The sequence below is a fragment of the Variovorax sp. Soil_C_12 genome, from assembly GCF_057657375.1.
The window spans coordinates 1-24,676 of record NZ_JBDGIO010000001.1 but is presented as its reverse complement, the minus strand read 5'-3'; the positions used below and the strand labels follow the sequence as shown (position 1 = coordinate 24,676).

Annotated in this window: 25 protein-coding genes; 19 read left to right on the top strand and 6 right to left on the bottom strand. The window is 68.6% G+C overall.

Annotation, left to right across the window (positions count from 1 at the left end; all coding sequences use genetic code 11):
• Positions 1-21 precede the first annotated feature (21 nt).
• Positions 22-576, bottom strand: coding sequence for a peroxiredoxin (locus AC3A6X_RS00125; RefSeq protein ID WP_487840281.1), 555 nt, complete (start codon positions 574-576; stop codon positions 22-24).
• A 121-nt stretch (positions 577-697) separates the two neighbouring features.
• On the opposite strand from AC3A6X_RS00125, the gene AC3A6X_RS00120 reads away from it, so the two are divergent.
• The 6 genes from AC3A6X_RS00120 to AC3A6X_RS00095 all read left to right on the top strand — a co-directional run bounded on the left by AC3A6X_RS00120 (position 698) and on the right by AC3A6X_RS00095 (position 7,193).
• Positions 698-2,272 carry a phospholipase D-like domain-containing protein gene (locus AC3A6X_RS00120; protein WP_487840280.1) on the top strand — a complete coding sequence of 525 codons (1,575 nt, stop codon included), beginning with the start codon at positions 698-700 and terminating at the stop codon, positions 2,270-2,272.
• 6 nt (positions 2,273-2,278) lie between these two features.
• Positions 2,279-3,208, top strand: a complete 930-nt coding sequence (locus AC3A6X_RS00115; RefSeq protein WP_487840279.1) for a fatty acid desaturase — start codon at positions 2,279-2,281, stop codon at positions 3,206-3,208.
• Between the two features lie 3 nt (positions 3,209-3,211).
• Complete coding sequence (locus tag AC3A6X_RS00110) at positions 3,212-5,131, top strand: iron-containing redox enzyme family protein (RefSeq protein ID WP_487840278.1); 1,920 nt, start codon at positions 3,212-3,214, stop codon at positions 5,129-5,131.
• Positions 5,128-6,021 carry a DUF6999 family protein gene (locus tag AC3A6X_RS00105; RefSeq protein WP_487840277.1) on the top strand — a complete coding sequence of 298 codons (894 nt, stop codon included), beginning with the start codon at positions 5,128-5,130 and terminating at the stop codon, positions 6,019-6,021. Before AC3A6X_RS00110 ends, AC3A6X_RS00105 begins: the two co-directional genes overlap by 4 nt.
• 98 nt (positions 6,022-6,119) lie before the next feature.
• Positions 6,120-6,368 (top strand): hypothetical protein, encoded by a 249-nt coding sequence (locus AC3A6X_RS00100; RefSeq protein ID WP_487840276.1) that lies wholly within the window; start codon positions 6,120-6,122, stop codon positions 6,366-6,368.
• 255 nt (positions 6,369-6,623) lie between these two features.
• A complete protein-coding gene (locus AC3A6X_RS00095) occupies positions 6,624-7,193 on the top strand; it encodes a hypothetical protein (protein ID WP_487840275.1) in 570 nt (189 codons plus the stop codon).
• 36 nt (positions 7,194-7,229) lie between these two features.
• Here the strand turns inward: AC3A6X_RS00095 and AC3A6X_RS00090 are convergent, their stop codons facing one another.
• Positions 7,230-9,725 carry a sodium-translocating pyrophosphatase gene (locus tag AC3A6X_RS00090; protein ID WP_487840274.1) on the bottom strand — a complete coding sequence of 832 codons (2,496 nt, stop codon included), beginning with the start codon at positions 9,723-9,725 and terminating at the stop codon, positions 7,230-7,232.
• A 251-nt stretch (positions 9,726-9,976) separates the two neighbouring features.
• Between AC3A6X_RS00090 and ppa the strand changes: the two genes are divergently transcribed.
• Positions 9,977-10,507 (top strand): inorganic diphosphatase, encoded by a 531-nt coding sequence (gene ppa / locus AC3A6X_RS00085; RefSeq protein ID WP_106553954.1) that lies wholly within the window; start codon positions 9,977-9,979, stop codon positions 10,505-10,507.
• A gap of 87 nt (positions 10,508-10,594) precedes the next feature.
• On the opposite strand, the gene AC3A6X_RS00080 is transcribed toward ppa, so the two are convergent.
• From AC3A6X_RS00080 to AC3A6X_RS00065, 4 genes are all read right to left on the bottom strand, one after another.
• On the bottom strand, positions 10,595-11,629 hold the full coding sequence (locus AC3A6X_RS00080) for an L-idonate 5-dehydrogenase (protein ID WP_487840273.1): 1,035 nt from the start codon (positions 11,627-11,629) through the stop codon (positions 10,595-10,597).
• 22 nt (positions 11,630-11,651) lie between these two features.
• On the bottom strand, positions 11,652-12,425 hold the full coding sequence (locus AC3A6X_RS00075; RefSeq protein ID WP_487840272.1) for a glucose 1-dehydrogenase: 774 nt from the start codon (positions 12,423-12,425) through the stop codon (positions 11,652-11,654).
• Between the two features lie 76 nt (positions 12,426-12,501).
• Positions 12,502-13,173: an RraA family protein gene (locus tag AC3A6X_RS00070; RefSeq protein WP_487840271.1), complete on the bottom strand. Its 672-nt coding sequence runs from the start codon at positions 13,171-13,173 to the stop codon at positions 12,502-12,504.
• Positions 13,174-13,213: 40 nt separating this feature from the next.
• Entirely contained in the window at positions 13,214-14,422 is a 1,209-nt protein-coding gene (locus AC3A6X_RS00065) for an aspartate transaminase (protein WP_487840270.1), read from the bottom strand.
• 166 nt (positions 14,423-14,588) lie between these two features.
• Between AC3A6X_RS00065 and nac the strand changes: the two genes are divergently transcribed.
• The 12 genes from nac to AC3A6X_RS00005 all read left to right on the top strand — a co-directional run bounded on the left by nac (position 14,589) and on the right by AC3A6X_RS00005 (position 24,328).
• The gene (gene nac, locus AC3A6X_RS00060) at positions 14,589-15,527 is read left to right on the top strand and encodes a nitrogen assimilation transcriptional regulator NAC (RefSeq protein WP_487840269.1); all 939 of its coding nucleotides are present in this window, start codon (positions 14,589-14,591) and stop codon (positions 15,525-15,527) included.
• A gap of 71 nt (positions 15,528-15,598) precedes the next feature.
• Positions 15,599-16,057, top strand: a complete 459-nt coding sequence (locus tag AC3A6X_RS00055; protein WP_487840268.1) for an acetyl-CoA carboxylase biotin carboxyl carrier protein — start codon at positions 15,599-15,601, stop codon at positions 16,055-16,057.
• A gap of 9 nt (positions 16,058-16,066) precedes the next feature.
• Positions 16,067-17,419 carry an acetyl-CoA carboxylase biotin carboxylase subunit gene (gene accC, locus AC3A6X_RS00050; protein WP_487840267.1) on the top strand — a complete coding sequence of 451 codons (1,353 nt, stop codon included), beginning with the start codon at positions 16,067-16,069 and terminating at the stop codon, positions 17,417-17,419.
• Positions 17,416-18,084 (top strand): 5-oxoprolinase subunit PxpB, encoded by a 669-nt coding sequence (gene pxpB / locus AC3A6X_RS00045; RefSeq protein WP_487840266.1) that lies wholly within the window; start codon positions 17,416-17,418, stop codon positions 18,082-18,084. The genes accC and pxpB overlap by 4 nt, the downstream gene beginning before the upstream one ends.
• Positions 18,081-19,067 (top strand): 5-oxoprolinase subunit C family protein, encoded by a 987-nt coding sequence (locus tag AC3A6X_RS00040; RefSeq protein WP_487840265.1) that lies wholly within the window; start codon positions 18,081-18,083, stop codon positions 19,065-19,067. The genes pxpB and AC3A6X_RS00040 overlap by 4 nt, the downstream gene beginning before the upstream one ends.
• Position 19,068: 1 nt before the next feature.
• Complete coding sequence (locus tag AC3A6X_RS00035; RefSeq protein WP_487840264.1) at positions 19,069-19,479, top strand: acetyl-CoA carboxylase biotin carboxyl carrier protein; 411 nt, start codon at positions 19,069-19,071, stop codon at positions 19,477-19,479.
• Positions 19,480-19,492: 13 nt separating this feature from the next.
• Positions 19,493-20,260, top strand: coding sequence for a LamB/YcsF family protein (locus AC3A6X_RS00030; RefSeq protein WP_487840263.1), 768 nt, complete (start codon positions 19,493-19,495; stop codon positions 20,258-20,260).
• 112 nt (positions 20,261-20,372) lie between these two features.
• Positions 20,373-21,125, top strand: a complete 753-nt coding sequence (locus AC3A6X_RS00025) for an SDR family oxidoreductase (protein ID WP_487840262.1) — start codon at positions 20,373-20,375, stop codon at positions 21,123-21,125.
• A gap of 35 nt (positions 21,126-21,160) precedes the next feature.
• Positions 21,161-21,862, top strand: a complete 702-nt coding sequence (locus tag AC3A6X_RS00020) for an amino acid ABC transporter permease (protein ID WP_487840261.1) — start codon at positions 21,161-21,163, stop codon at positions 21,860-21,862.
• A 3-nt stretch (positions 21,863-21,865) separates the two neighbouring features.
• Positions 21,866-22,624, top strand: a complete 759-nt coding sequence (locus AC3A6X_RS00015) for an amino acid ABC transporter permease (protein ID WP_487840260.1) — start codon at positions 21,866-21,868, stop codon at positions 22,622-22,624.
• A gap of 82 nt (positions 22,625-22,706) precedes the next feature.
• Entirely contained in the window at positions 22,707-23,441 is a 735-nt protein-coding gene (locus AC3A6X_RS00010) for an amino acid ABC transporter ATP-binding protein (protein ID WP_487841064.1), read from the top strand.
• A gap of 44 nt (positions 23,442-23,485) precedes the next feature.
• A complete protein-coding gene (locus tag AC3A6X_RS00005; protein WP_487840259.1) occupies positions 23,486-24,328 on the top strand; it encodes an ABC transporter substrate-binding protein in 843 nt (280 codons plus the stop codon).
• Positions 24,329-24,676: the final 348 nt, after the last annotated feature.

The window sequence follows — 24,676 nt, the reverse complement described above, 5'->3', positions numbered from 1 at the left end:
ACGCGGGACGTGCCCGCTGCGTCACTTCGATGCCGTCGGCTTCGGCAGCGCCTTCAGCGCATTGAGCATGCGCTCCACATGCTTGTCCGGGTTGAGGTTCTGGTAGTAGTACGCGACCGTGCCGTTGGGCGCGACCACGTAGGACAGCCGGTTGGCGAAATCGGGGCGCGTCTGCATCACCGCGTCGAAGCCCTCGATCACGACCTTCGAGCGGTCGGCCGCCACCGGGAACTTGCTCTGGCACTGCTTGACCGAAAAATCCTTCAGCGTTTCGATATCGTCGGCCGAGACGCCGATCACCGACGCGCCCGCCGCCTCGAACTGGCCCATGGCCTCGGCGAAGGCATGCGCCTCGATGTTGCAGTCGGTGGTGCCGGCAGCCGGGAAGAAATACACCACCACCGGGCCCTTGGCCAGCGCGTCGGCCAGCGAATAGTTGAAGGTCTTGCCGCCCAGCGCGGCGGTGGCCGTGAACTTGGGCACCGGATCGCCGATGTCCAGGGCCGCGAAGGCCGGGGAAAGAGCGATGCCTGCGACTGCAGAGGCGGCGATACGCGCGAGAATCCGTCGTGTCATGGTGTAACTCCGGGAAGAGGCATCGCGAAATTCTAGAACCCGAGTGGATTGTGCGGCAGGGGTGAAACCGGCAGGCGACCGGCGCCGTATCCGTAAAACGATCAGAGAGAGAGGAAAGATCATGAACGCATGGGTCCATCTGCTGCGCGTCGCGTTGCTGTGCGTCCTCGCCGCCGGGCTCGCGGCCTGTGGCTCGCTGCCGCCGGCCAAAGAGCGGCCCATGGCGTTTGCGGCGCCGCCCGATCCGTCGACCACGCTGGCCAAGGTCGTGGCCGCGTCCACGCCGCCCGGCGAGCATTCCGGCTTCCGCCTGATGCCGCTGGGCGTGTATTCGCTGGACGCCCGCATCCAGCTCGCCAGGCGGGCCGAGCACTCGCTGGTGGTGCAGTACTACCAGCTCGAGAACGACGGCGTCGGCCGGCTGCTGATGCGCACGCTGCGCGAGGCTGCGGCCCGCGGCGTCAAGGTGCGCATCCTGGTGGACGATCTCTACACCGAAAAGAGCCAGTACCTGCTGCTGGCGCTCTCGCAGACGCCCAATGTCGAGGTGCGGCTCTTCAACCCCTTCTGCTGCGGGCGCGACGGCTTCCTGTCGCGCTTCGTGGCCTCGCCGGGCGAGATCTATCGGCTCAACCACCGCATGCACAACAAGCTGTTCATCGCCGACGGCGTGATGGCGGTGGTCGGCGGGCGCAACATCGCCGACGAGTATTTCGTGCTGAGCGAGGCGCAGAACTTCATCGACATGGACGCGGTGGTGGTGGGCAAGGTGCTGCCGCAGCTCGAAGCCATCTTCGACACCTACTGGAACAGCGAGCAGGTCTGGCCCATCGCCGACATCGTGCGCGGCCAGGGCGGGACGACGCCCGGCACCGCCGAGTTCGATTCCTGGGTGGACATGGCCGCGCCGGCGCCCAAGATCGTGCTGCCGCCCAACGACATCCTCGGCTACGGGCCGATCTCCGAGGAGCTCGACGAGGGGCGCATGGGCCTGCTGTGGGGCGTGGCCCATGCCGTGGCGGACCCGCCCACCAAGCCCACGACCATGACCGCCGAGGAGGCGCTGGCCACCAGCGTCACCATGCGGATCTGGAGCAACCTGCTCGACGCCAAGCAGGAGGTGCAGATGACCTCGCCCTACCTGGTGCCGGGCGAGAAGGGCATGGCCGCCTTCGAGTCGCTGGGCAAGCGCAAGGTCAAGCTCGTGCTGCTGACCAACTCGCTGGCGGCCAACGACGAGCCGCTGGTCCACACGGGCTACATGCGCTATCGCGAGCGCCTGCTGAAATCCGGCGCCGACCTCTACGAGCTGAGCCCCGAGCGCACCACGGCGAGCAAGCGCTTCGGCTCCTTCGGCAGCTCGCTGGGGCGGCTGCACGCGAAGACTGCGGCCATCGACCGCTCGCGCATCATGATCGGCTCGGCCAACCTCGATCCGCGCTCGGCCACCCAGAACACCGAGATGGGCATGCTGATCGACAGCCCGCAGCTGGCGCGCGAGATGCTGCGGGTGATCAGCGTGAGCCGGGTCCAGAACTCCTACCGCCTGCGGCTGGCCAAGGACACCGGCCGGCTCGAATGGCTGACCACCGACGGCGAGAAGGAGATGGTCCTCACATCCGAGCCGGAGGCGACCTTCTTCCAGCGCTTCTACAACAGGCTGATCGCGCCGATCGTGCCGGAAATGCTGTTGTAGCCGCGCGTGGCAGGCACCTTCCGATCTCCGCCCGCGCGCCGGCTTCGCCGGCCGCGGCTGCGCCACTGGCGCGACTGGCAAAGCCTCGCCTATCTGGCGGCGCTGCCGGCGCTTGCAGCGTGGCAATGGGTACACGGCTTCCACTGGCTGCTCTACGGCCTGATGCTCTTTCTCACGCTCGGCGTCAGCGTGATCCATCACAACCATGCGCACCTGCGCCTGTGGCGCGGCCGCCGGGCGAACCGCTTCACCGATTTCTGGCTGACCCTGCTGCAGGGCCACCCGACCTTCGTGTTCTGGCCGGCGCATGTGGCCAATCACCACCGCTTCCGGCACGGACCGCGGGACGCCGCGCGCACCTATCGCTTCGGCGGGGACACCAATCACCTCTGGGGCTACCTGGTGCATCCCCTGCAGGCGGCGACCGTGCTCTACCCGATGTTCATCGCCTGGCTGGCGACCCTGCGCCGCCACTGGCCCGGCGCATGGCGCTACTGCATGGCGCAGTACGTGCTGTGGCTGGGCAGCTGGGCGATGCTGCTGGCGCTCGACTGGCGCCGTGCGCTGGTGTTCGTGATCCTGCCGCAGCTGCACGGCCTGCATTGGCTGCTGGCCACCAACTACCTGCAGCACGCGCATGCGGATGGCCGATCGGGAACGAAGGGCCGGTCCCTCGACTACGCCCGCAATTTCGAGGGGCTGGTCAATCCGCTGCTCTTCAACATCGGCCTGCACACGGCGCACCACGAGCATTCGCATGCCCACTGGTCGGAGCTCGCGTGGCTGCACCGCGAGCGCTACCGAGACCGCGTCCACCCGGCGCTCAACGAGCGAGGCCTCCTGCCCTACATGGCGCGCGTGTTTCTGCTGGGGGCGCTGGTGCCGCGCTTTCGCAGCCGATCGCTGATGCCTGCCAGTTCTCATCCACCGCACTGATCCATGCCCGTCCCATTCCAACGCGTCTACCTCGAAAGCGCCGGCTACTTCATGCCCGGCGAACCGGTGTCCAACGAAGGCATGGATGCCTACATCGCGCCGCTCAACCGGATGTCGGAGCGCATCAAGCGGCGCATCCTGGCCGAGAACGGCATCCGCGAGCGCTACTACGCGATCGACGCCGAAGGCCGCACCGTGCACAGCAATGCCCAGCTGGCGGCCGGCGCCGTCCGCCACTGCCTCGAGCAGGGTACGGCCGAGCTCTCGCGCGTCTCGCTGCTGGCCAGCGGCTCCTCGGGCGGCGATACGCTGATGCCGGGCTTCGCCAACATGATCCAGGGCGAGCTCGCGGCGCCGCCCATGGAGACGTTGTCGGTACACGGCATCTGCGCGGCCGGCGTGTCGGCGATCCAGGCGGCGGCCCAGGGCGTCGAGATGGGGGCGCACCGCTCGGCGCTGGCGGTGGCGAGCGAAATGCCCTCGCGCCTCTTCAAGCGCTCGCGCTTCGCGGCCCGGGGCTACGACTGCGATTTCGACTCGCACTTCCTGCGCTGGATGCTGTCCGATGGCGCCGGGGCCTTGCTGCTGTCGGACTGTGCGCCCGCGCTGGCCGGGGCTTCCGGTGTGCGGTTGCGCCTGAAGTGGATCCACCAGCGCGCCTTCTCGGGCGACTACCCGGTGTGCATGCAGCTGGGCCTGACCGAGGATCGCGCGCGTGGGCACCTGGACTTCGCTTCCTGGGCCGAGGCCGAGGCCGCGGGCGCGCTGTCGCTGCGGCAGGACATCCGGCTGCTGCCGCACCTGTTCGACATCGGCATCCACGAGTACGCGGGGCTGGTGCGCGAGGGCTGGCTCGACCCGGCGCGGGTCGACCATTTCCTGTGCCACTACTCGTCGGAGAAGTTCATCCCCGTGGTCGACGGCCTGATGCAAAAGGCCGGCCTCGCGATCCCGCGCGAGCGCTGGTACAGCAACCTGGCCTGGCGCGGCAACACCGGCGCGGCCTCGATCATGATCATGCTGGCCGAATTCCTGCAGACCCGCCGCCTCGAGCCCGGCGAGCAGATCTTCTGCTACGTGCCGGAGTCGGGGCGCTTCATGGCGGCGTACATGCTGTTCGAGGTCGAAGCGGTGGATGCCGCCGTTGCGTCCGCACCGGTGCGCGCAGCAGCGGCAGCGCCGGTCGATGCCGACGCGGATGCCATTGCCCCGCCGCACGACCCGGCCGGCGCGCCCGGGGCCCTGGGCGGGCTGCTCACCGAGCTGGCCTCGATCTGGCACGACTACCGCTCGCGCGTCTGGCGCACGCCGCTGGTGCGGCAGATCCGCGAGCGCCGCTTCGCGCTGCCGGACTACCTGAACTGGATGGAAAACTGGATTCCCCAGGTGCGCGAAGGCAGCAAGTGGATGCGCGAAGGCGCCGCCTCGCTGGGCCAGCCCTACGAGGCCCTGGCCTCCCTGATCGGCGTGCATGCCCGGGAGGAGCAGGACGACTTCATGATCCTGTTCAAGGACTACCGCCAGGCCGGCGGCAGCGTGGCCGACATCGACGCGCTGCGTCGCAACCCCGGCGGCGAGGCGCTTAACGCCTACCTGCATGGCCTGGCCGCGACCCCGAACCCGATCGGCCTGCTGGGCGCGATCTACATCATCGAGGGCACGGGCCAGCGCATCGTGCCGGCGCTGCTGCCGCTGATCAAGGCGGATGTGAAGCTGCCGCCCGAGGCCTTGCGCTTCCTGGAGTACCACGGCCACAACGACGAGAACCACCTGAACCGCTGGCTGGCCGCCGTCGAGATGGCGATGGCGCTGGACGAGGAGGGCGGGGCGGCACGCCGCATCGTCGACACCGCGCGACACGCCGCCGCGCTCTACCTGATGCAGTTCGAGCACGTCACGCAGCAACAGCAAAAGCGCGCATGAAGCCGATGCCCGATTTCCTCGCGCAGGCGCACGACCCGCGCGACCCCAGCCCCTGGCTCGCGCTCTACCTCGACCAGAGCACGCCGCTGCCCGACCCGGTGAAGGCGGCCTGGCTGGCCGACTCGAGCTCGGGCTCGCGGCAGTACCTGCTGCCTTTCCTGCGGCCGCTGGCGCGCATGGCGATCGTGCTGTTCCAGGTGTGCAAGGTCTTCGTGCCGCGCAACTGGTCGCACTCGCGGCTTCTGCATCGCCTGCTGGCCTGGGGCTTGAAGCGCTTCGTCTCGCCCGAGGCCAACTGGCTGATCCTGCGCCATTTCCACCTGGGCTCGCAGGTGCTGGCTTTCATCGCCACCAACTCGCCGGTGCCGGTGGAGACTTCGCCCCTGGAGCCCGAGGATCTCGACGCGCTGAAGGACGACATGTTCCTGAAGCACGACCTGAACCTTTTCAACTTCGTCATCCGCCTCAACCAGGCCCTGCGTGCCAAGGGGCTCGAACTGAAGAAGGCCGAGACCGTCGATTTCTCGATGATCCGCGAGCCCGGCGTGCGGCTGCAGGACATGCCGAAGGGGCGGCTCAACTTCCTGGACCTGCAAAGCGCGATCGAACTGTTCACGCCCCTCTACCAGCTGATGCTCACCGACAACGACTTCTGGCGCGCTGCCAATTCGCTGCAGCTGGACGAGACCATCGGCATCTACGCCGCCACGCTGCTGGACGCGCCCGAGCACCTGATCCTGGTGAACAACAAGCATCCGCTGGTGCCGCTGTCGACCCTGCGGGCCGGGCACCGGCTGGTGATTCATGGGCTTTCCACCGAGATGCTGCACAGCCTGCTGGTAAAGTTCCGTGCTGCCCGGGAGGCTGGCGCTGCCGGCGGTCACTTGTAATCCCGCGCCACCGCCCTATATGCCCCTCATGAACGCTACCCCATCTCCGGCGCCCAAGATCGGGCGCGCCACGCGCCCTGCCGAGCCGGATGCCGCCCATGGCCAAAGCTGAAATCAAGACCGCCATCGTCGCGGATGGCCTGCGCTACAAGGCCAAGGCCTCGGGCTCCCCCTTCCGCGCCTCGGCCTCCTTCAGCGGCGCGACCATGTCCTGCTTCCTGTGCGGCAAGCATCGCGTCCGCTCCCAGATGCGCACGCGCCAGTTCCTGGGCAAGTCGCAGACGGTCTGCGCACCCTCCTGCAAGGCGCTGGAAGAAGCAGAGGCAGCCGAAGCGGCTTCGGAGTAAATCTTCTTCCGTGCGCCCGGCCCGCGCGCGCAGGCGCGCGGCCGTTTCGTGACATTTTCAAGACCTTGCACGTCGATTTGGCTCTGTAAATCGACTACCAAAAGCGTCGAATTCGATCTACAGTTGGAAACAATTGATGCAAATATTTGCTTCAATACAAAAGTTCTAATTCACGGTCGAATAAATGTATCCGCTTAAAACCATTCACTGCTATTGGTTGCGGCGCGTCCACGATATCGGGAAGGGCGGTTTGCAATGAGCCGGCCTCCCCGTCATGTCGTCATGCAGGTCGTCAAGCGCTCGGGTGGTGCCACGCACCACGTGGAGTTCACCATGGACGACAACTTCGCTGAGCGCCTGCGCCAATTGCGCTCGCTGGTGCCGCCGCTCACTGCCCTCAACAAGCAGCGCGATCTCGTGATCGACAAGGTGCGCGTGCGGCTGCCCACCGCCGTGTGGCGCCTCGGCGGCGAAGAGGCTGCGCAGGTCGACGGCTCCTGCATCGTCATTGCTGCCGAGGGCTTCTTCAATTGCGGGGGCAAGGACCGCAAGACCAAGGAGAAGCTGGTCACCTACACCTTCCCGATCGCGCGCCTCATCGAGTTGCACACGGAGCGGCCCGCCGGCGAGACCTTCTACATCCGCGACGGCGTCTTCACCAACGACGAGCCTGCCAACTCCGCGGCTGGCCGCTGGGTCGCCTCGCTGCACGAGATGGAAGAGACGCGCCCCCCGGAGTCCCCGTCCGACTTCGACACGCTGCAGGGCGTACCGCTGCGCACCGAGCAGGGCGCGCTGCCGACCCACGGCGCCAGCCTGAACTGAGTCCGGCGGCGGCCATCCGCCGCCGCACCTGCGCACTTACTGAAGCTTGACCTCGACGCGCCGCGCCTCGGCCGGCGGCCCGTCGGCCTGCGCCTGTGCCGGCTTGGCGAGCTCCACCTTGTCGTCTGGCACGCCCGCCATCCGGAGGGCGGCGCCCACCGCCATGGCGCGCTGCTTGGCGAGCTCGGCGTTCTTCTCGGCGTCGCCCGTGGCATCGTGGTAGCCGCTCACCAGCACGCGCCCGCCGCTCTGCACGGACTTCACGATGTCGGCCAGCGCGGCGCTGGAGCCGGCCGGCACCTCGGCGCTGGCGCTGGCGAAGTAGAACTTCACCACGCCGCCATCGGTCTTGATCGAGGCGCCCGTGTCGCCGGCGGCCGCCGGCGCAGCGGCCGGTGCCGGCGCGGGAGCCGGAGCGACCGCTGGGGCAGGCGAGGCCGCGGGCGCCGTCATCGCGGCGGCATCGCCGGCATGGAACTTGACCACCAGCGGCACGATGAGCAGCGCCACGATGTTGATGATCTTGATCAGCGGGTTCACCGCCGGGCCGGCCGTGTCCTTGTACGGGTCGCCCACGGTGTCGCCCGTGACGGCGGCCTTGTGGGCCTCGGAGCCCTTGCCGCCGTGGTGGCCGTCTTCGATGTACTTCTTGGCGTTGTCCCAGGCGCCGCCGCCGGTACACATCGAGATCGCGACGAACAGGCCGGTGACGATGGTGCCCATCAGCAGCCCGCCCAGCGCCTTCGGTCCCAGCAGCAGGCCGACCAGGATCGGCACCACCACCGGCAACAGGCTGGGGATCATCATTTCCTTGATCGCGGCGCCGGTCAGCATGCTCACCGCGCGGCCGTACTCGGGCTTGCCGGTGCCTTCCATGATGCCGGGGATCTCGCGGAACTGGCGGCGCACTTCCTCCACCACCGAGCCGGCCGCGCGGCCCACGGCCTCCATCGCCATGGCGCCGAAGAGGTAGGGGATCAGGCCGCCGATGAAGAGGCCGACGATCACCATCGGCTCGCTCAGGTTGAAGCTGATGGCCTGGCCGTAGCTCTCGAGCTTGTGCGTGTAGTCGGCGAACAGCACCAGCGAGGCCAGGCCGGCCGAGCCGATGGCATAGCCCTTGGTCACGGCCTTGGTGGTGTTGCCCACCGCGTCCAGCGGATCGGTGATGTCGCGCACGCTGGCCGGCAGCTCCGACATCTCGGCGATGCCGCCGGCGTTGTCGGTGATCGGGCCGTAGGCGTCGAGCGCCACCACGATGCCCGCCATGCTCAGCATGGCCGTGGCCGCCACCGCGATGCCGTAGAGGCCACCGAGCCAGTAGGAAGCCAGGATCGCGATGCAGACGCAGATCACCGGCCAGGCGGTGGAGCGCATCGACACGCCCAGGCCCGCGATGATGTTGGTGCCGTGGCCGGTGGTCGAGGCCTGTGCGATGTGGCGCACCGGCGAATACTGCGTTCCGGTGTAGAACTCGGTGATCCACACCAGCGCCGCCGTCAGCGCCAAGCCGACGAAGCAGGCGCCGAAGAGCTTGAGCTGGCTGCCCGAGGCCGCGATCGCGTTGTCTGGAATGAGCCACTGCGTGACGAACCAGAAGGCGATCAGCGACAGGATGCCCGCCACCGCCAGCCCCTTGTAGAGCGCCGGCATCACGTTGACCATGCCCGGCGAGGCGCGCACGAAGAAGCAGCCGATGATCGAGGCGATGATCGACACGGCCCCCAGCGCCAGCGGATACAGCACCGCGTTGACCGGCGCCGCCGTCACCATCAGCGCGCCCAGCACCATGGTCGCGATCAGCGTCACCGCATAGGTCTCGAACAGGTCGGCCGCCATGCCGGCGCAGTCGCCCACGTTGTCGCCCACGTTGTCGGCGATCACGGCCGGGTTGCGCGGATCGTCCTCGGGGATGCCGGCCTCGACCTTGCCCACCAGGTCGGCGCCGACGTCGGCGCCCTTGGTGAAGATGCCGCCACCCAGCCGCGCGAAGATCGAGATCAGCGAGGAGCCGAAAGCGAAGCCGATCAGCGGATTGAGCAGGGTGGCCAGCTTGGTGTTGGGCGTCAGCTGCCCATTGCCTGCCAGGAACCAGAAGAAGACAGTGACGCCCAGCAGCCCCAGCCCCACCACCAGCATGCCGGTGATGGCGCCGCCGCGGAAGGCGACGTCGAGTGCCGGGCCGATGCCTTGGGTCGCGGCCTGCGCGGTGCGCACATTGGCGCGCACCGAGACGTTCATGCCGATGAAGCCGCAGGCGCCCGAGAGCACAGCGCCGATCACGAAGCCGACCGCGGTGGTGACGTCGAGGAAGACGCCGATCAGGATCGCCAGCACGAGGCCCACGATCGCGATGGTGCGGTACTGCTTGGCCAGGTAGGCCGCCGCGCCGGTCTGGATCGCGGCCGCGATCTCCTGCATTCGGGCGTTGCCCGGGTCTTTCGAAAGAATCCAACTGCGTGCCCAGAAGCCATAACCCACGGCCACGAGGCCGCAGACGATGGCGAGGACGAGTGGGGTGTTGCCGATCATGCCTTGCTTCTCCATTCGTACGTTGTGACTTGTGGAGACGAAAGCACTTGGCCCTGCGCGCAACGCGTACGGGTCAGTGCTTCCGCCGCGTTGCTTCCTCGAAGCCCCGTTCCCTGGAAAGGCGGAGCCGATTGGCCAACGGAGCCAATTTACAGGCAAAAGTCTCGTTTGGTGCGACCGGCCCGTGACACGGAAAGTAAACTTCGGGTTTGTCCGAATCCCTCTAGCACTTATCCACTACAGACCGCCCTATGTCCCTCGGCAAAGTTTCCCCCGGCAAAGACGCCCCCGAAGCCTTCAACGTCATCATCGAGATCCCGATGAATGCCGACCCGATCAAGTACGAGGTCGACAAGGAGTCCGGCGCGATCTTCGTCGACCGCTTCATGACGACAGCGATGCACTACCCGACCAACTACGGCTATGTGCCGCAGACGCTCTCGGGCGACGGCGATCCGGTCGACGTGCTGGTCATCACCCCCTGGGCGCTGGTGCCCGGCGTGGTCGTGCCCTGCCGGCCGATCGGCATCCTGATGATGGAAGACGAGGCCGGCGTCGACGGCAAGGTGCTGGCCGTGCCCACCGACAAGGTGCTGCCCATCTACAGCCACTGGAAGAAGGTCGAGGACGTGAACCCGATGCGCCTGAAGGCCATCACGCACTTCTTCGAGCACTACAAGGACCTGGAGCAGGGCAAGTGGGTCAAGGTGCTGGGCTGGGAAGGCATCGATGCCGCCAAGAAGGAAATCGTGGACGGCATCGCGAACTACAAGAAGGGCTGACTGGGCACGTTCGACGCGCAGGCGGTATGACGCCCTCTCCCTCTGGGAGAGGGCTGGGGTGAGGGCACCGAGCCTTTGCGCTCGCGCTCAATCGAAGTTCAGTATGACCTTCATCGCCTGCGAGCGATCCGCCGCCAGCGCGAAGGCGCGCGCCGAATCGCGGTAGGACAGCGTGGCCGAGATCAACGGCTTCACGTCCACCAGCCCCTTGTTGAGCAGCTCCACCGCCACCGCGAACTCCTCGTGGAAGCGGAAGGCGCCGCGCAGGTCGAACTCCTTGGCCACGATGGTGTTGATGGGCAGCGTCATCTCGCCGCCCAGCCCCAGCTGCACGAGGACCCCGCGCGGCCGCAGCGCATCGAAGGCGCCGACCAGCGCGCGCTGGTTGCCGCTGGCTTCGAACAGCACGTCGAAGCTGCCCTTGTCGGCCGTGAAGCGCGCAAGTCCCTCGGGCTCTTCCGCCACGTTCACGACCTCGTCGGCGCCGACCTTCAGCGCCTTGCCCAGCGTGTGTGCTCCGACGTCGGTGGCCACGATGTGCGTGGCCCCCGCGCGCCGCGCCGCGATGATGGCCAGCGCGCCGATCGGCCCGCAGCCCGTCACCAGCACGCGCTTGCCCAGGAGCGGCCCCGCGCGGCGCACCGCGTGCAGCGCCACCGACAGCGGCTCGGCCATCGAGCCTTCGCCGTCGCTCACGCTGTCGGCCAGGCGATGCGCCTGCCAGTGCTCCACCACGATCTCCTGGCGAAAGGCGCCTTGCACGTGCGGCGTGCGCATCGCGCTGCCGTAGTAGCGCATGTCCAGGCAGTGGTTCTGCAGGCCCTGCTGGCAGTAGCGGCACAGGCCGCAGGGGCGGCTCGGGCTGATGGCGACGCGATCGCCGGCCGCGAAGCTGCCCGCGCCGGCACCCACGGCCTCGATCATGCCGGCCACCTCGTGGCCCAGCACCATCGGTTCCTTGATGCGCACGGTGCCGAAGCCGCCGTGCTGGTAGTAATGCAGGTCCGAGCCGCAGATGCCGCCGCAGCGCACGCGCACGCGCAGCTGGCCGGGCCCGAGCTCGGGTGTGGGGACTTCTTCGACACGCAGGTCGCCGGGGGCGTGGATGACGAGGGCTTCCATGAGTTGTTCCTTCGATCGAGGTTCAGAGCGTCGCTGTCACGCCGCCGTCGACGTAGAGGATGTGGCCGTTGACGAAGTTGGAGGCCTCGCTCGCGAGGAACACCGCCGCGCCCACCAGGTCCTCCACATCGCCCCAGCGCCGCGAGGGCGTGCGCCCGACCAGCCAGGCGGTGAACTCGGGGTTCTTCACGAGTGCATCGGTCAGTTCGGTCTTGAAGTAGCCCGGGCCCAGGCCGTTGACCTGGATGCCGTGCTGGCCCCAGTCGATCGCCATGCCCTTGGTCAGCATCTTCACCGCGCCCTTGCTGGCGGTGTAGGGCGCGATGCCGGGGCGCCCCAGCTCGCTCTGCACCGAGCAGATGTTGACGATCTTGCCGCGCCCGCGCGGGATCATGTGCTTTGCCACCGCCTTGCCGACCAGAAAAACGCTGTCGAGGTTGGTCTTCATCAGCTCGTGCCACTGCGCTTCCTCGAACTGGTCGAGCGGCGCACGGCGCTGCATGCCCGCGTTGTTGACCAGGATGTCGATGGGGCCGATCTCCGCCTCGATGCGCTCGATGGCCGGGTTCACGGCCTCGCCCGAGGTCACGTCGAAGGCAGCGGTGAAGACGGTGGCGCCTTCCTCGCGCAGCCGCGCGGCGGCCAGCTCGAGCTTGTCGGTGCTGCGTGCGTTGAGGACGACACGCGCGCCGGCGCCGGCGAGTCCGCGCGCCAGCGCAAAGCCGATGCCGGCGCTGGAGCCGGTGATGAGCGCGGTGCGCCCGCTGAGGTCGAAGTTCTTGAGGACGGATTGCAACGGGGTCTCCTGGGATGAGTGAGGTCAGGCGGCGTCAGCGTATCACCGCCTTGCTGCGCGCCGCGAGCTGAACGGCTCAGTTGGCGCAGCGCGCCTCCAGCGCATCGATGAAAGCGCGGTCCCAGCGGCCTTCCTTCATCGCCCGAATCGTCTCCGCCTCCGTCGCCAGGTGGGCGCGCGCCTTCTCGATCAGCAGCTCGGCCTCATCGCGCGCGAAGGCCATCAGGCCGTCCTGGTCGCCGACCACGATGTCGCCGGGGTTCACGACCATGCCGCCGACCGAGATCGGCACGTTGATCTCGCCCGGGCCGTCCTTGTAGGGACCGCGATGGGTCACGCCGCGTGCATACACCGGGAACTCGCGCGCCCGGATCTCGGCCACGTCGCGGATCGCGCCGTCGATCACCACGCCCACGACGCCGATGTGCGCCGCATAGAAGGACAGGATGCCGCCGACCACCGCGTTGGCGAGGTCGCCGCCGGCATCGACCACCAGCACGTCGCCGGGGCGGCAGAACTCGAGGGCGCGCAGATAGGTGAGGTTGTCGCCGCCGCGCGAGCGTGCCGTGACGGCCGTGCCCGCCATGGTCCCGGCGACGGGGCGGTGGTAGGGCTGCAGGCCCGTCGTGCCGATGTTGCGGTGCATGTTGTCGCTCAGCGCGGCGACCGGGATCTCGCGCAGCGCGGCGAGGATCTTGGCGTCGACTTGGGCAGCCGAGGGGTTCTTGCGGAGGGCTTTGTAGGGCATGTCGTGCGTGTCCTTGGGTGGGGGCGATGAATCGCGGTGCTCAGCGCAGCTCGGCCACGGCGCGGGCGATGCGCGCGCAGCCTTCTTCCAGCGTCTCGATGGCGGTGGCGATGGACAGGCGAAAGTACGGCGACAGCCCGTAGGCCGTGCCGGCCACCGTCGCGACGCCGGCGCTTTCCAGCAGGTACATCACCACGTCGCCGTCCTCGTTCAAGGTCTTGCCCCCGGGGGTGGTCTTGCCGATCAGGCCGGCGCAACGGATGTAGAGGTAGAAGGCGCCGGGCGGCGTGGCGCAGCTCAGGCCGGGGATCGCATTGACGAGCGCCAGCGTGCGGTCGCGCCGCTTCTTGTAGACGGCCACGCTCTCGGCCACGAAGCCCTGGTCGCCATTGAGTGCGGCGGCCGCGCCGGCCTGGCTGATCGAGCAGCAATTGCCCGCGGACTGCGACAGCAGCGTGTCCATGGCCGCGACCAGGTCGGCCGGCCCCGCGGCCCAGCCGATGCGCCAGCCGGTCATTGCATAGGTCTTGGAGACGCCGTTGATCGCCAGGGTGCGTTCGCGCAGTGCCGGCGCCACGGCCAGCAGATGCGGCGTGGGCTGGCCGTCGAAGCGGATGTGCTCGTAGATGTCGTCGGTCATCACCATCACGTGCGGATGCCGCGCGAGCACCTCGGCCAGCGCGCGGTACTCGTCGCCGGTGTAGCTCGCGCCCGTGGGATTGCTCGGCGAGTTGATCAGCAGCCAGCGCGTGCGCGGCGTGATGGCCGCTTCCAGTTGAGCCGGCGTGAGCTTGAAGCCGTTGGCCTCGGGGCAGGCGACGGTGACCGGCGTGCCTTCGCAGGCCAGCACCATGTCGGGATAGGAGACCCAGTAGGGGGCGGGGATGATGACTTCGTCGCCCGGCTCCAGCGTGATGGCCAGGGCGTTGTAGATCGCGCTCTTGGCGCCGTTGGTGACGATGATCTCGTTCATTGCATAGCGCAGGCCGTTCTCGCGCTCCAGCTTGGCGACGATGGCCTGGCGCAGCTCCACCGTGCCGGCCATCAGCGTGTAGCGCGTCGCGCCCTTGTCCATGGCCTCGGCGGCGGCGCGGCGGATGTGCGCGGGGGTGTCGAAGTCGGGCTCGCCCACCACCAGGTTGACGATCGACTTGCCCTGGCGGCGCAGTTCGTTGGCGCGGTCTGCGGCAGAAGTGCTGGGCGAAGGCTTGATGCGCCGGACGCGGGCGGCGATGCGGGAGGGGGTCACGAGTCTCTTCCTTGGATGGCGAGGATGGATGGACGCTACGGTACGCACATCGCTTGTCCGAGGCCAAGACGAGATCGCTCTGGTTCTATAGGCGCAGCTTATGGTGAGCCCGGGTACGCCCCCGCGAAGCGCGGTGCTAGGCTCGGCTTTTGCTAGGAGACAAGGCGTGAACCTCAGGCGCCTCAAATACTTCGTGAAGATCGTGGACATCGGCAGCCTGACCCAGGCGGCCGAGGTGCTCTTCATTGCCCAGCCCGCATTGAGCCAGCAGCTCGCCACCCTCGAGGGCGAGGTGCGCCAGCAGCTGCTGGTGCGCACCAAGCGCGGCGTGACGCCCACCGAGGCCGGCAAGGTGCTCTACCGCCACGCGCAGATCATCCTGCGCCAGTGCGAGCAGGCCCGCGTCGACATGGAAGCGGCCGGTGCCGGCCTCTCGGGCCAGGTGTCGGTGGGCCTGGCGCCCGGCACCGCCGCCTCGGCGCTGTCGCTGCCGCTCTTGCGCACCGTGCGCGCCCGCCACCCGGGCATCCTGCTCTACCTGAACGAGAACTACGGCACCACGCTGAGCGAGCTGATCATGAACGGCCGCATGGACCTGGCCGTGCTGTACGGCGACAAGGCCATCCATGGCCTCACGTTCCTGCCCCTGCTCAAGGAGCCCCTGTTCCTGGTGGGGCCGGCCTCGATGCCCGCGCCCGCCCAGCCGTTGAAGCTCGCCGACCTGCGCGAGATCGAGCTCTTTCTTCCGCGGCCCTACAACGTGGTGCGCAAGCTGGTCGATGCCGCCTTTCAGCGTGCCGGCATGGTGCCGCGCGTGGCGGCCGAGATCGAATCGGCCTTCACGCTGACGGCTGCCGTCGCCGACGGGCTGGGCGCCACCATCCTGCCGGCCTCGATGGCGCGCGAGGTGGTGGCCTCCTGCGGCGCCTGGCAATTCCAGATCGTCGATCCGGTGATCGAAGCGCCGCTGGCGCTGTGCCAGTCGGACCACCTGCCGCTGTCCGAGCCCGCGCAGGCGGTGAAGGACATCCTGCTCGAGCTGGTGACCGACCTCGCCGCCCACGTCGCCGCCACGCCCGAACCCGAGCTCAGCGCCTTGTCATAAGCCGCCCTTATTGCGGCACAGCCAATCCGTCTTGGGCTTTGCGGCCGTGCGCCGCTACTGTTCATGCCAGCATGAATCAGGAACAGATCAAGACGCTCATCGACGCACTGGCTGCATCGGAGCTCGCCGAACTGGAGTTCAGCGAGAACGGCTCCACGCTGCGGCTGGTGAAGCAGGCGGCGCTGGCGGCGGGGGCGCCGCGGCGCGCCGGCGTTGCGGGGCAGCGGCAGGCGCGCGTGCCGGCGGCGGAGCGGGTCGCGCCGCAACAGGCGCAGGCGCAGGCGCCTGTCTCCACCGAATGCCTGGCGCCGCTGTACGGCTTGGTGCATCTGCAGCCGACGCCCGACGAGCCGCCCTTCGTGCAGGCCGGACAAGCGATCCGGGCCGGCCAGATCCTGTGCGTGATCGAGGCCATGAAGGTCTTCAACGAGGTGCGCGCCGAAGGCGACGCCACGGTGCAGGCGGTGCTGGTGCGCTCGGGGCAGGAGGTCGAAGCCGGCCAGCCCCTGTTCCGCTTCGATGCCCAATAGGAGCGCGACATGTTCGACACCGTACTCATCGCCAACCGGGGAGAGATCGCGCTGCGCATCCAGCGCGCCTGCCGCGGACTCGGGCTCAGGACCGTGGTGGTGTACTCCGAGGCCGACCGCGAGGCGAGCTACGTCGCGCAGGCCGACCAGGCCCTGTGCATCGGCCCGGCCGCGCCGGGGCACAGCTACCTGAACCAGTCCGCGATCCTGTTCGCCGCCGAAGTCAGCGGCGCGCAGGCCATTCATCCGGGCTACGGCTTCCTGTCGGAGAACGCGGGCTTCGCCGAGCGCGTCGAGCAGGCCGGCTTGGTCTTCATCGGGCCGAGCGCCGCCTGCATCCGCACCATGGGCGACAAGGTGGCGGCCAAGCGCGCGATGCGGCGCGCCGGCGTGCCCTGCGTGCCCGGCCCCGACGGCAGCCTGCCGGAAGACCCGGCCGAGATCCTCGTCCTGGCGCGCGAGATCGGCTTTCCGGTGATCGTGAAGGCCGCGGGCGGCGGCGGCGGCCGCGGCATGCGCGTGGTACACGACGAAGCCGCGCTGCCGGAGGCCATGTCTCTCACCCGCGAGGAGGCGCGCCGCGCCTTCGGCAACCCCGAGGTCTACATCGAGAAGTTCCTGCTGCATCCGCGCCATGTCGAGATCCAGGTGCTGGCCGACAGCCATGGCCACGCGATCTGGCTCGGCAGCCGCGACTGCTCGCTGCAGCGCCGCCACCAGAAGGTGATCGAGGAGGCGCCGGCCATCGGCATCGACGAGGCACTGCTGGCCGAGGTCGGCGAGCGTTGCGCCGCGGCCTGCCGGCAGATCGGCTACTGCGGCGTCGGCACCTTCGAGTTCCTGTACGAGCAGGGCGCCTTCTACTTCATCGAGATGAACACCCGCCTGCAGGTGGAGCACCCCGTGACCGAGATGACCACCGGCATCGACATCGTGCAGCAGCAGCTGCGCGTGGCGCGCGGCGAGCGGCTGGGCCTGACGCAGGCCGACGTGCGCTGCGAAGGGCATGCCATCGAGTGCCGCATCAATGCCGAGAACCCCGACACTTTCGCGCCCTCGCCGGGGCGCATCAGCGGCTGGCAATTGCCGGGCGGCTTCGGCGTGCGCGTGGACTCCCACGCGAGCGCCGGCTACCGCGTGCCGCCGTACTACGACTCGATGATCGCCAAGCTGATCGTGCAGGGCCGCACGCGCGAGGATGCGCTGGACCGCATGCGCCTGGCGCTCGCCGAGATGCGCGTCGAGGGCATCTCGACCAACGTGCCGCTGCACCGCGAGATCCTGCGCGATGCGGGCTTCGCGGCCGGCGGCGTGGACATCCACCACCTCGAGCGCTGGCTGCAGCAAAGGAGCGCCGCATGATGGCCTCGACCGCGTCCGTCAGCCTGCTGGGCACCACCGCGCTGCTCTTCGAGGCGCCCGGCGAGCTCGCGCTGCCCTCGCAGCAGCGCATCTGGGCCCTCGCGCGCGAGGCGCAGGCCTGGCCGGAGGTGCGCGAGGCGGTGCCGGGCATGAACAACCTCATGCTCACCTTCGAGCGGCTGCCGCGCAGCGCCGCGGCGCTCGACGCGCTGGAGGCCCGTCTCCAGGCGGCCTGGGATGCTGCGGCGCCGCTGCCGCTGGAAGGCCGCGTGGTCGAGCTCCCGGTGGTCTACGGCGGCGAGGGCGGCCCGCACATGGCCGACGTGGTGGCGCACACCGGGCTCAGCGTGGAGGAGATCGTCGAGCTGCACAGCACGCCGGTCTATCCGGTGTATGCGCTCGGCAGCCATCCGGGCTACTGCTACCTGGGCGGCATGGATCCGCGCATCGCCACGCCGCGGCGCAAGGTGCCGGTGCTGAGCATTCCGGGCGGCGCGGTGTCGATCGGCGGCGCGCAGACCGGCGTGTCGGCCTCGGCCGGCCCGAGCGGCTGGAACACGATCGGCAGTACCTCCATGTCCTTCTTCGATCCGGCGCAGGACCCGCCGGCCAGGCTGCAGCCGGGCGACATGATCCGCTTCCGGGTCCAGGGGGTGATCCGATGATCGAAGTGCTCTCTTCCGCCGCGCTGGCCACCGTGCAGGACATGGGGCGCACCGGCAGCCTGCGCTGGGGCGTGGGCACGGCCGGTGCCATGGACAACCTGGCGCTGGCGGCCGGCAACCTGCTGCTGGGCAACGACGCCAATGCGGCGGCCGTCGAGGTCCCGGTGTTTCCCTTCAAGCTGCGCTTCGACCAGGACTGCGCCTTCGCGCTGACCGGTGCCGACTGTGCGGCGCGGCTGGACGACGCGCCGCTTTTGCCCTGGTGGGTGCACCAGGCGCGCGCCGGGCAGACGCTCACGCTGGGCCTGCCGCGGGGCGGCCTGCATCGCGGCAGCCGCGCCATGCTGTGCCTGGCCGGCGGCGTGGACGTGCCCGAGGTGCTGGGTTCGCGCAGCACCCAGCTGCGCGGCGCCTTCGGCGGCCACGAAGGCCGCGCGCTGCGGCGCGGCGATGCGCTGCGCGCGGTGGGCGAGGGGCAGTCCTGCCGGACCGGCTTCGGCCTGGTGCCCCCGGCCTTGAGCCTGCCGCTGCAGGTGGACGGCCTGCCCGCGGTGCGGGTGCTGCCCGCCGCCGAGTACCTGGGCTTCGAGGAAGCCTCGCGCGCCGCCTTCTGGGCCGGCGAATGGAAGATCACGGCGCAGAGCGACCGCTACGGCTTTCGCCTGGAAGGCGAGGCGCTGCGCCCGATCGCGCCGATGGAGATGCGCTCGCACGGCATCGTGCCCGGCGTGATCCAGGTGCCGCACAGCGGACAGCCCATCATCCAGATGCGCGATGCCCAGCCCTCGGGTGGCTACCCCAAGTTCGGCACCGTGATCGAGGCCGACCTCTGGCGCCTGGGCCAGGCGCCGATCGGCAGCCGCATCCGCTTCATCGAATGCAGCTGGGACGACGCCGTGGCCGCCCAGGACGAGATCGAAGCCTGGCTCGACAGGGTGCGGCGCATGGTGGACCTCCACCGCAGCGCGCCGCGGATGAACTGAGATGAAAAGCCCTGCACAAGTCCAGGAGCTCGCCGCATGGTTGGCTGCCACCGACATTGGCCTGCTGGAGCTGCGCACGCCCGAAGGGGTGCTGCGCCTGGGGCGCGGGCCCGCAGGCGAGATCGAGACGCTCGATGCGCAGGACGAGGGGGCACCGCAGGCACCCGTGGCCCTCGTCGCCGTTGCGCCCAGCGTCGGCGTCTTCCTGCACGCCCATCCGCTGCATGCCGCGCCGCTGGCGCGCCCGGGCGAGCGCGTGTTCGCGGGGCAGCCCGTCGGTCTGATGCAGGTCGGCCCGCTGCTGCTGCCGGCGCATGCACCGCAGTCCGGCGTGCTGATCGGCTTTCTGGTGCCCGACCGCCAAGCCGTCGGCTGGGGCACGCCGCTGGCCGAACTGCAAGCCGACGAATGAGGAGTACATCGCGATGGACATCGACCTGAACGCCGACCTGGGCGAGGGCTTCGGCCCCTGGCGCATGGGGGAGGACGAGGCGCTGCTGGAGATCGTCTCCTCCGCCAACGTGGCCTGCGGCTTCCATGCCGGCGACCCGGTCATCATGGACCGCACGGTGCGCATGGCTCGCGAGCGGGGCGTGGACGTGGGGGCGCATGTGGGTTTTCCCGACCTGCTGGGCTTCGGGCGCCGCCCGATGCAGATCGATGTCGCCGAGCTCGCCACCTACGTGACCTACCAGCTGGGCGCACTGGCGGGCATGGCGCGCGCTGCCGGCCACCGCATGACGCACATGAGCTTCCATGGCGCCCTGGGCAACATGGCGGCCGCCGATGCGGCGCTGGCAGCCCCGCTGGTGCGCGCGGTGGCGGATTTCGACCCCGGCCTGATCATCAGCTCCTCGGCCAGCCGCGCCATCGAGGACGCAGCCGAACGCTGCGGGCTGCGCGTCGCGCGCACCTTCCTGGCCGACCGCGCCTGCGACGACGAGGGCCTGCTGGTGCCGCGCAAGCTGCCCGGCGCCGTCATCCACGAGCCCGAGGCCGTGCTGGCGCGCGTGCGCCAGCTGCTGGAGGAGGGCACGGTCACCAGCCACGGCGGGCGCAAGATCCCCATGAACGTCCGCTCCGTCCTCGTGCACGGCGATACGCCGGGGGCGGTGGAGCTGGCGCGGGCCGTGCGCGGCGTGGTCGAGGCCGCAGGGCGCGTGCTGCCGATCTCGCGGCAGCTGGCGCCCTGAAGCCGGGCGGCCGGGCGACATAAGGACGGCTTATCTCTACACAGCCATTCCGTCTTGGCGCCGCGCGGCCCCGCTCTATACAGTGAATTCGTCCCAACGAAAGAAGCCAAAGATGCCTTTCTCCGACTACAAGACCGCGCTGGTGACGGGAGCCTCCTCGGGCATCGGCGCCGCGGTCGTCGAGCGCCTCTGCAAGGAGGGCCTGCAGGTCCACGCGCTCGCACGCAGTGCCGACAAGCTGGCCGAGTTGGCCGTCCGCACGGGCTGCATCCCGCACGCCATCGACGTGAGCGATCTCGAAGGCGTCACCCGCCTCGCGCAGGAGATCCCCTTCGACGTCTTGGTCAACAACGCCGGCGTCGACCGGCCGGGCTCGATCCTGAAGGCCGACGCCGAGGGCATCGACCTGCTGGTCGACGTGAACCTGCGCGCCGTGCTGCACCTGTGCCGCCTGGTCGTGCCGGGCATGGCCGAGCGCGACCGCGGCCACGTGATCAACATCAGCTCGATCGCCGGCGCCTACAACTTCGGCGGCAACAGCACCTACCACGCGACCAAGGCGGCGGTGAGCATGCTGTCGCGCCAACTGCGCATCGATGTCTTCGGCAAGCGCGTGCGGGTCACCGAAATCTGCCCGGGGCGGGTGGCCACCGACATCTTCGCGCACGTGCACGGCAACGCGGAGGAAATGCACAAGCGCTTCATCGAGGGCTTCGAGCTGCCCCGGGCCGAGGACATCGCCGACGCCATCGCCTTCGCCATCGCCGCGCCGGTCGCGGTGAACGTGGGCCACATGGAGATCACGCCGACGCTGCAAGTGCCCGGCGGCCTCTCCACCACCCGCCCGGAAACGCCCCGCGGCTGAGCGGCCTCCACCACGCGACGCGCAAAGGAACTGGCATGAAGGACTTCGACCTGCTGGCCGTCCTGCTGAAGCCGGAGTTCGGCGCCATGCTGCTGCACGGCGTGGAGATGACGCTGAAGATCGCGGCCGGCTCCTGGCTGCTCGCGATGAGCCTGGCCCTCGTGCTGCTGACCGTGCGCCTCACGCCGAGCCGCATCGCCGAGCGCGTGGTCGCGGCCTACGTCTCCTACCACCGCAACGTGCCGACGCTGGTGCAGCTGATGCTCTGGTACTTCGGCATCTTCAGCCTGCTGCCCCAGTTCCTGCAGGGCTGGCTGTCCGAGCACAACGCGGAGGCCATTCTCTCGATCGTCGCGCTCGGGCTGTGCCAGGCGGCTTACTTCAGCGAAGACATGCGATCGGGCCTGCGTTCCATTCCAAGCGGGCAGGCCGAGGCCGCACGTGCCCTCGGCCACAGCTTCATCGGCTCGATGCGCCACGTCATGCTGCCGCAGGCGATCCGCAACGCCATCCCCGCGCTGGTCAACCACAGCGTGTCGCTGTTCAAGAACAGCAGCCTGGCCATGGCGATCGGCGTGGCCGAGCTGACGCACGCCGTCAAGGAGGTGGAGAGCCAGAGCTTCCGCGCCTTCGAGGCCTACAGCGTCGCGACGGTGCTCTACCTGGGTTTCTCGTTGCTCATCATGGCCGCGGGCGGCTGGGTGGCGCGGCACTACCGCATTGCCGGGGCGAGGTGAAAGATGTTCAGCGTCTTCGAGATCCTTCGCGACAACTGGTTGCTGCTGCTCATCGGCCAGTACCCCAACGGGCCCATGGGCGGCATCGTCGCCACGCTGATCCTGTCGGTGCTGGGCATCGTGCTGGCCTTCCCGCTCTCGGTGCTGATGGCACTGGCCCGGCTGTCGCCCTGGAAGGTGCTGCGCTGGCCGGCGACGGTGCTGGTCTACGTCGTGCGCGGCGTGCCGCTGCTGATGGTGATCTTGTGGGTCTACTTCCTGGTGCCGCTCCTGATCGGCCGCGAGATCTCCGGCTTCACGACCATGCTGTGCACGCTGGTGATCTACGAGGGCGCCTACCTCTCGGAGGTGGTGCGCGCCGGCATCCTGGCCTTGCCCAAAGGGCAGACCGAGGCGGCGCGTGCGCTCGGCCACAGCCACCTCGGGACCATGTGGTACGTGATCCTGCCGCAGGCGCTCTACAACATGCTGCCGAGCATGCTGAGCCAGTTCATCTCGACCATCAAGGAAACGACGCTGGGCTACGTGATCAACGTCAACGAGCTCACCTTTGCGGCCAACCAGATCAACAACCAGCTGCTGACCAAGCCCTTCCAGGTGTTCTTCATCCTGGCGATGACCTACTACGTGGTGTGCTTCAGCCTCACGCAGCTGGCGCAGTGGCTGGAGCGGCGCATTGCCTACAAGCGGCTCGGCGTCGCGCCGGCTGCGGCCACCGAAGGCGGCGGATCGCTGCCGCCGCCGGTGGCGGCCAATCCCTGACACGGCAGCACCCGACGGCCGGCGACCACACAAAGGAGACAGAACCATGCCCACCCCGACGACGAACGCCGAGGACGTTCCCATGATCCTGTTCTCCAACATCAACAAGTGGTACGGCGACTACCAGGCGCTCACCGACGTCAACGCCGAGGTGCGCAAGGGCGAGGTGGTCGTGGTCTGCGGCCCTTCGGGCTCGGGCAAGTCGACGCTGATCCGCACCGTCAACCGCCTCGAGGAAGTCAAGTCGGGCCAGCTGCTGTTCGACGGCCACGACATCCACGCGCCGATGAGCAGCATGGCGCTCAACAAGCTGCGCAGCCGCATCGGCTTCGTGTTCCAGAGCTTCAACCTCTTCCCGCACCTGTCGGTGCTGGAGAACATCATGCTCTCGCCGATGCGGGTGCTGGGCGTCAAGCGCGCCGACGCGAAAACGAAGGCGATGCAGTTGCTGGAGCGCGTGGGCCTGGCCAACAAGGCCGGCGCCTATCCGGCGCAACTTTCGGGCGGGCAGCAGCAGCGGGTGGCGATTGCGCGCGCCCTTGCCATGGAGCCGCCGGCCATGTTGTTCGACGAGCCGACCAGCGCGCTCGACCCCGAGATGGTGGGCGAGGTGCTGCAGGTGATGCGGGGCCTGGCCAACGACGGCATGACCATGATGTGCGTCACGCACGAGATGAACTTCGCCCGCGAGGTCGCCGACCGCGTGTGGTTCATGGACGCCGGTCGCATCCTCGAGAAGGCCGAGCCCGCGGCCTTCTTCAGCAGCCCGCAGCATCCGCGCGCGCAGCGCTTCCTGTCCGACCTGCGCGCGCATTGAAGCCGGGCACCCCCTTTCCAACAGCACCTCACCAGGAGTTCATCATGTCGAAGAAGACCGTGTTCCGTCTCGCCGCCATCGGTGGTTGCATTGCCACCCTGTCCCTGCTGGCCCATGCGGACCAATGGGATGAAATCCAGCAGCGCAAGGAGCTCAAGTGCGGCACCTTCGCCGACGTGCCGCCGTTCGCGGCGCCCGATCCCAAGACGCGCGAGATGGTGGGCTTCGACATCGACCTGTGCAACGCGCTCGCCAAGCAGCTGGGCGTCGCGGCCAAGGTCACGCCGCTGTCGGTCGAGGCCCGCGTGCCCGAGGTCAAGCTCGGCCGTGTCGACGTGACGGTGGCCAACCTGGCCTACACCAAGAGCCGCGGCGAGCAGATCCAGTTCAGCGACCCGTACTACGTGGCCAAGGAAATGCTGGCGGTGAAGGCCTCCGACCCGGGCACCACCAAGGCCGATTTCAAGGGCAAGCGCCTGAGCTCCACCAAGGGCTCGACCTCGGAGCTGTCGATCAAGATGAACGGCTCCGAGCCGGTGACCTTCCAGGACACGGGCTCGGCCTTCATGGCCGTGCAGCAGAACAAGTCGGTAGGGATGGTGGCGAACACGATGACCATCACCAAGCTGGTCAACCAGTCGAAGACCGGCGGTGTCGAGCTCAAGATGATCAAGGAGCCGATGGTGCTGCAGCCCATCGGCGTCGGCATGAAGAAGGACGAGCCGGTGTTGCTGGGCAAGGTCAATGCGGCGCTGGTGGCGTTGGACAAGTCCGGCGAGATCGACCGCATCTGGGCCAAGTGGCTGGGGCCGAACACCGAGTACAAGATGACGCGCGACGAGAAGGTGACGCCGTTGTCGGAGCTCAAGTTCGAATTGCTGCCTTGATTTCGTTGTCAGTTTTTTTTTGTGAGGCTGCGTTTGGGCGCGAAGCGGTAGAGGCTGTGCGCGCCGCGGAAGGCGGTCTGCGGTCCGGGCTCATACTGGGGCGGTCGTCGCTACGCGCCGACTCCGTTGCGGTGCTCGCCTGGGGGCGGCGCCGCGGAACTCGCGACGTTCACTGCGTTCACTCTGCTCAAACAGCCGCGGCGAGCTAGACAACGAAGCGCGCCTGTCCTTCGGCAGGCGCGCCCGCCCCCAGACTGCGCTCCTCACCGCCCCAGAAATCGCCCGGCCCGCAGACCACCTTCCGCGGAGGAGACGGTGGGGTTGATCTGAATACCGGGGCCCCGGTCC

Bases quoted from the DNA above. Each gene is read 5' to 3' on its own strand.
- AC3A6X_RS00035 (WP_487840264.1), top strand. From the start codon at position 19,069: ATGAAAAGCCCTGCACAAGTCCAGGAGCTCGCCGCATGGTTGGCTGCC.
- AC3A6X_RS00100 (WP_487840276.1), top strand. From the start codon at position 6,120: ATGGCCAAAGCTGAAATCAAGACCGCCATCGTCGCGGATGGCCTGCGC.
- pxpB (WP_487840266.1), top strand. From the start codon at position 17,416: ATGATGGCCTCGACCGCGTCCGTCAGCCTGCTGGGCACCACCGCGCTG.
- AC3A6X_RS00005 (WP_487840259.1), top strand. From the start codon at position 23,486: ATGTCGAAGAAGACCGTGTTCCGTCTCGCCGCCATCGGTGGTTGCATT.
- AC3A6X_RS00095 (WP_487840275.1), top strand. From the start codon at position 6,624: ATGAGCCGGCCTCCCCGTCATGTCGTCATGCAGGTCGTCAAGCGCTCG.
- AC3A6X_RS00010 (WP_487841064.1), top strand. From the start codon at position 22,707: ATGATCCTGTTCTCCAACATCAACAAGTGGTACGGCGACTACCAGGCG.
- AC3A6X_RS00080 (WP_487840273.1), bottom strand. From the start codon at position 11,629: ATGGAAGCCCTCGTCATCCACGCCCCCGGCGACCTGCGTGTCGAAGAA.
- AC3A6X_RS00105 (WP_487840277.1), top strand. From the start codon at position 5,128: ATGAAGCCGATGCCCGATTTCCTCGCGCAGGCGCACGACCCGCGCGAC.
- AC3A6X_RS00040 (WP_487840265.1), top strand. From the start codon at position 18,081: ATGATCGAAGTGCTCTCTTCCGCCGCGCTGGCCACCGTGCAGGACATG.
- ppa (WP_106553954.1), top strand. From the start codon at position 9,977: ATGTCCCTCGGCAAAGTTTCCCCCGGCAAAGACGCCCCCGAAGCCTTC.
- AC3A6X_RS00120 (WP_487840280.1), top strand. From the start codon at position 698: ATGAACGCATGGGTCCATCTGCTGCGCGTCGCGTTGCTGTGCGTCCTC.
- AC3A6X_RS00090 (WP_487840274.1), bottom strand. From the start codon at position 9,725: ATGATCGGCAACACCCCACTCGTCCTCGCCATCGTCTGCGGCCTCGTG.
- AC3A6X_RS00125 (WP_487840281.1), bottom strand. From the start codon at position 576: ATGACACGACGGATTCTCGCGCGTATCGCCGCCTCTGCAGTCGCAGGC.
- AC3A6X_RS00030 (WP_487840263.1), top strand. From the start codon at position 19,493: ATGGACATCGACCTGAACGCCGACCTGGGCGAGGGCTTCGGCCCCTGG.
- AC3A6X_RS00015 (WP_487840260.1), top strand. From the start codon at position 21,866: ATGTTCAGCGTCTTCGAGATCCTTCGCGACAACTGGTTGCTGCTGCTC.
- AC3A6X_RS00070 (WP_487840271.1), bottom strand. From the start codon at position 13,173: ATGCCCTACAAAGCCCTCCGCAAGAACCCCTCGGCTGCCCAAGTCGAC.
- AC3A6X_RS00055 (WP_487840268.1), top strand. From the start codon at position 15,599: ATGAATCAGGAACAGATCAAGACGCTCATCGACGCACTGGCTGCATCG.
- AC3A6X_RS00110 (WP_487840278.1), top strand. From the start codon at position 3,212: ATGCCCGTCCCATTCCAACGCGTCTACCTCGAAAGCGCCGGCTACTTC.
- AC3A6X_RS00025 (WP_487840262.1), top strand. From the start codon at position 20,373: ATGCCTTTCTCCGACTACAAGACCGCGCTGGTGACGGGAGCCTCCTCG.
- AC3A6X_RS00020 (WP_487840261.1), top strand. From the start codon at position 21,161: ATGAAGGACTTCGACCTGCTGGCCGTCCTGCTGAAGCCGGAGTTCGGC.
- accC (WP_487840267.1), top strand. From the start codon at position 16,067: ATGTTCGACACCGTACTCATCGCCAACCGGGGAGAGATCGCGCTGCGC.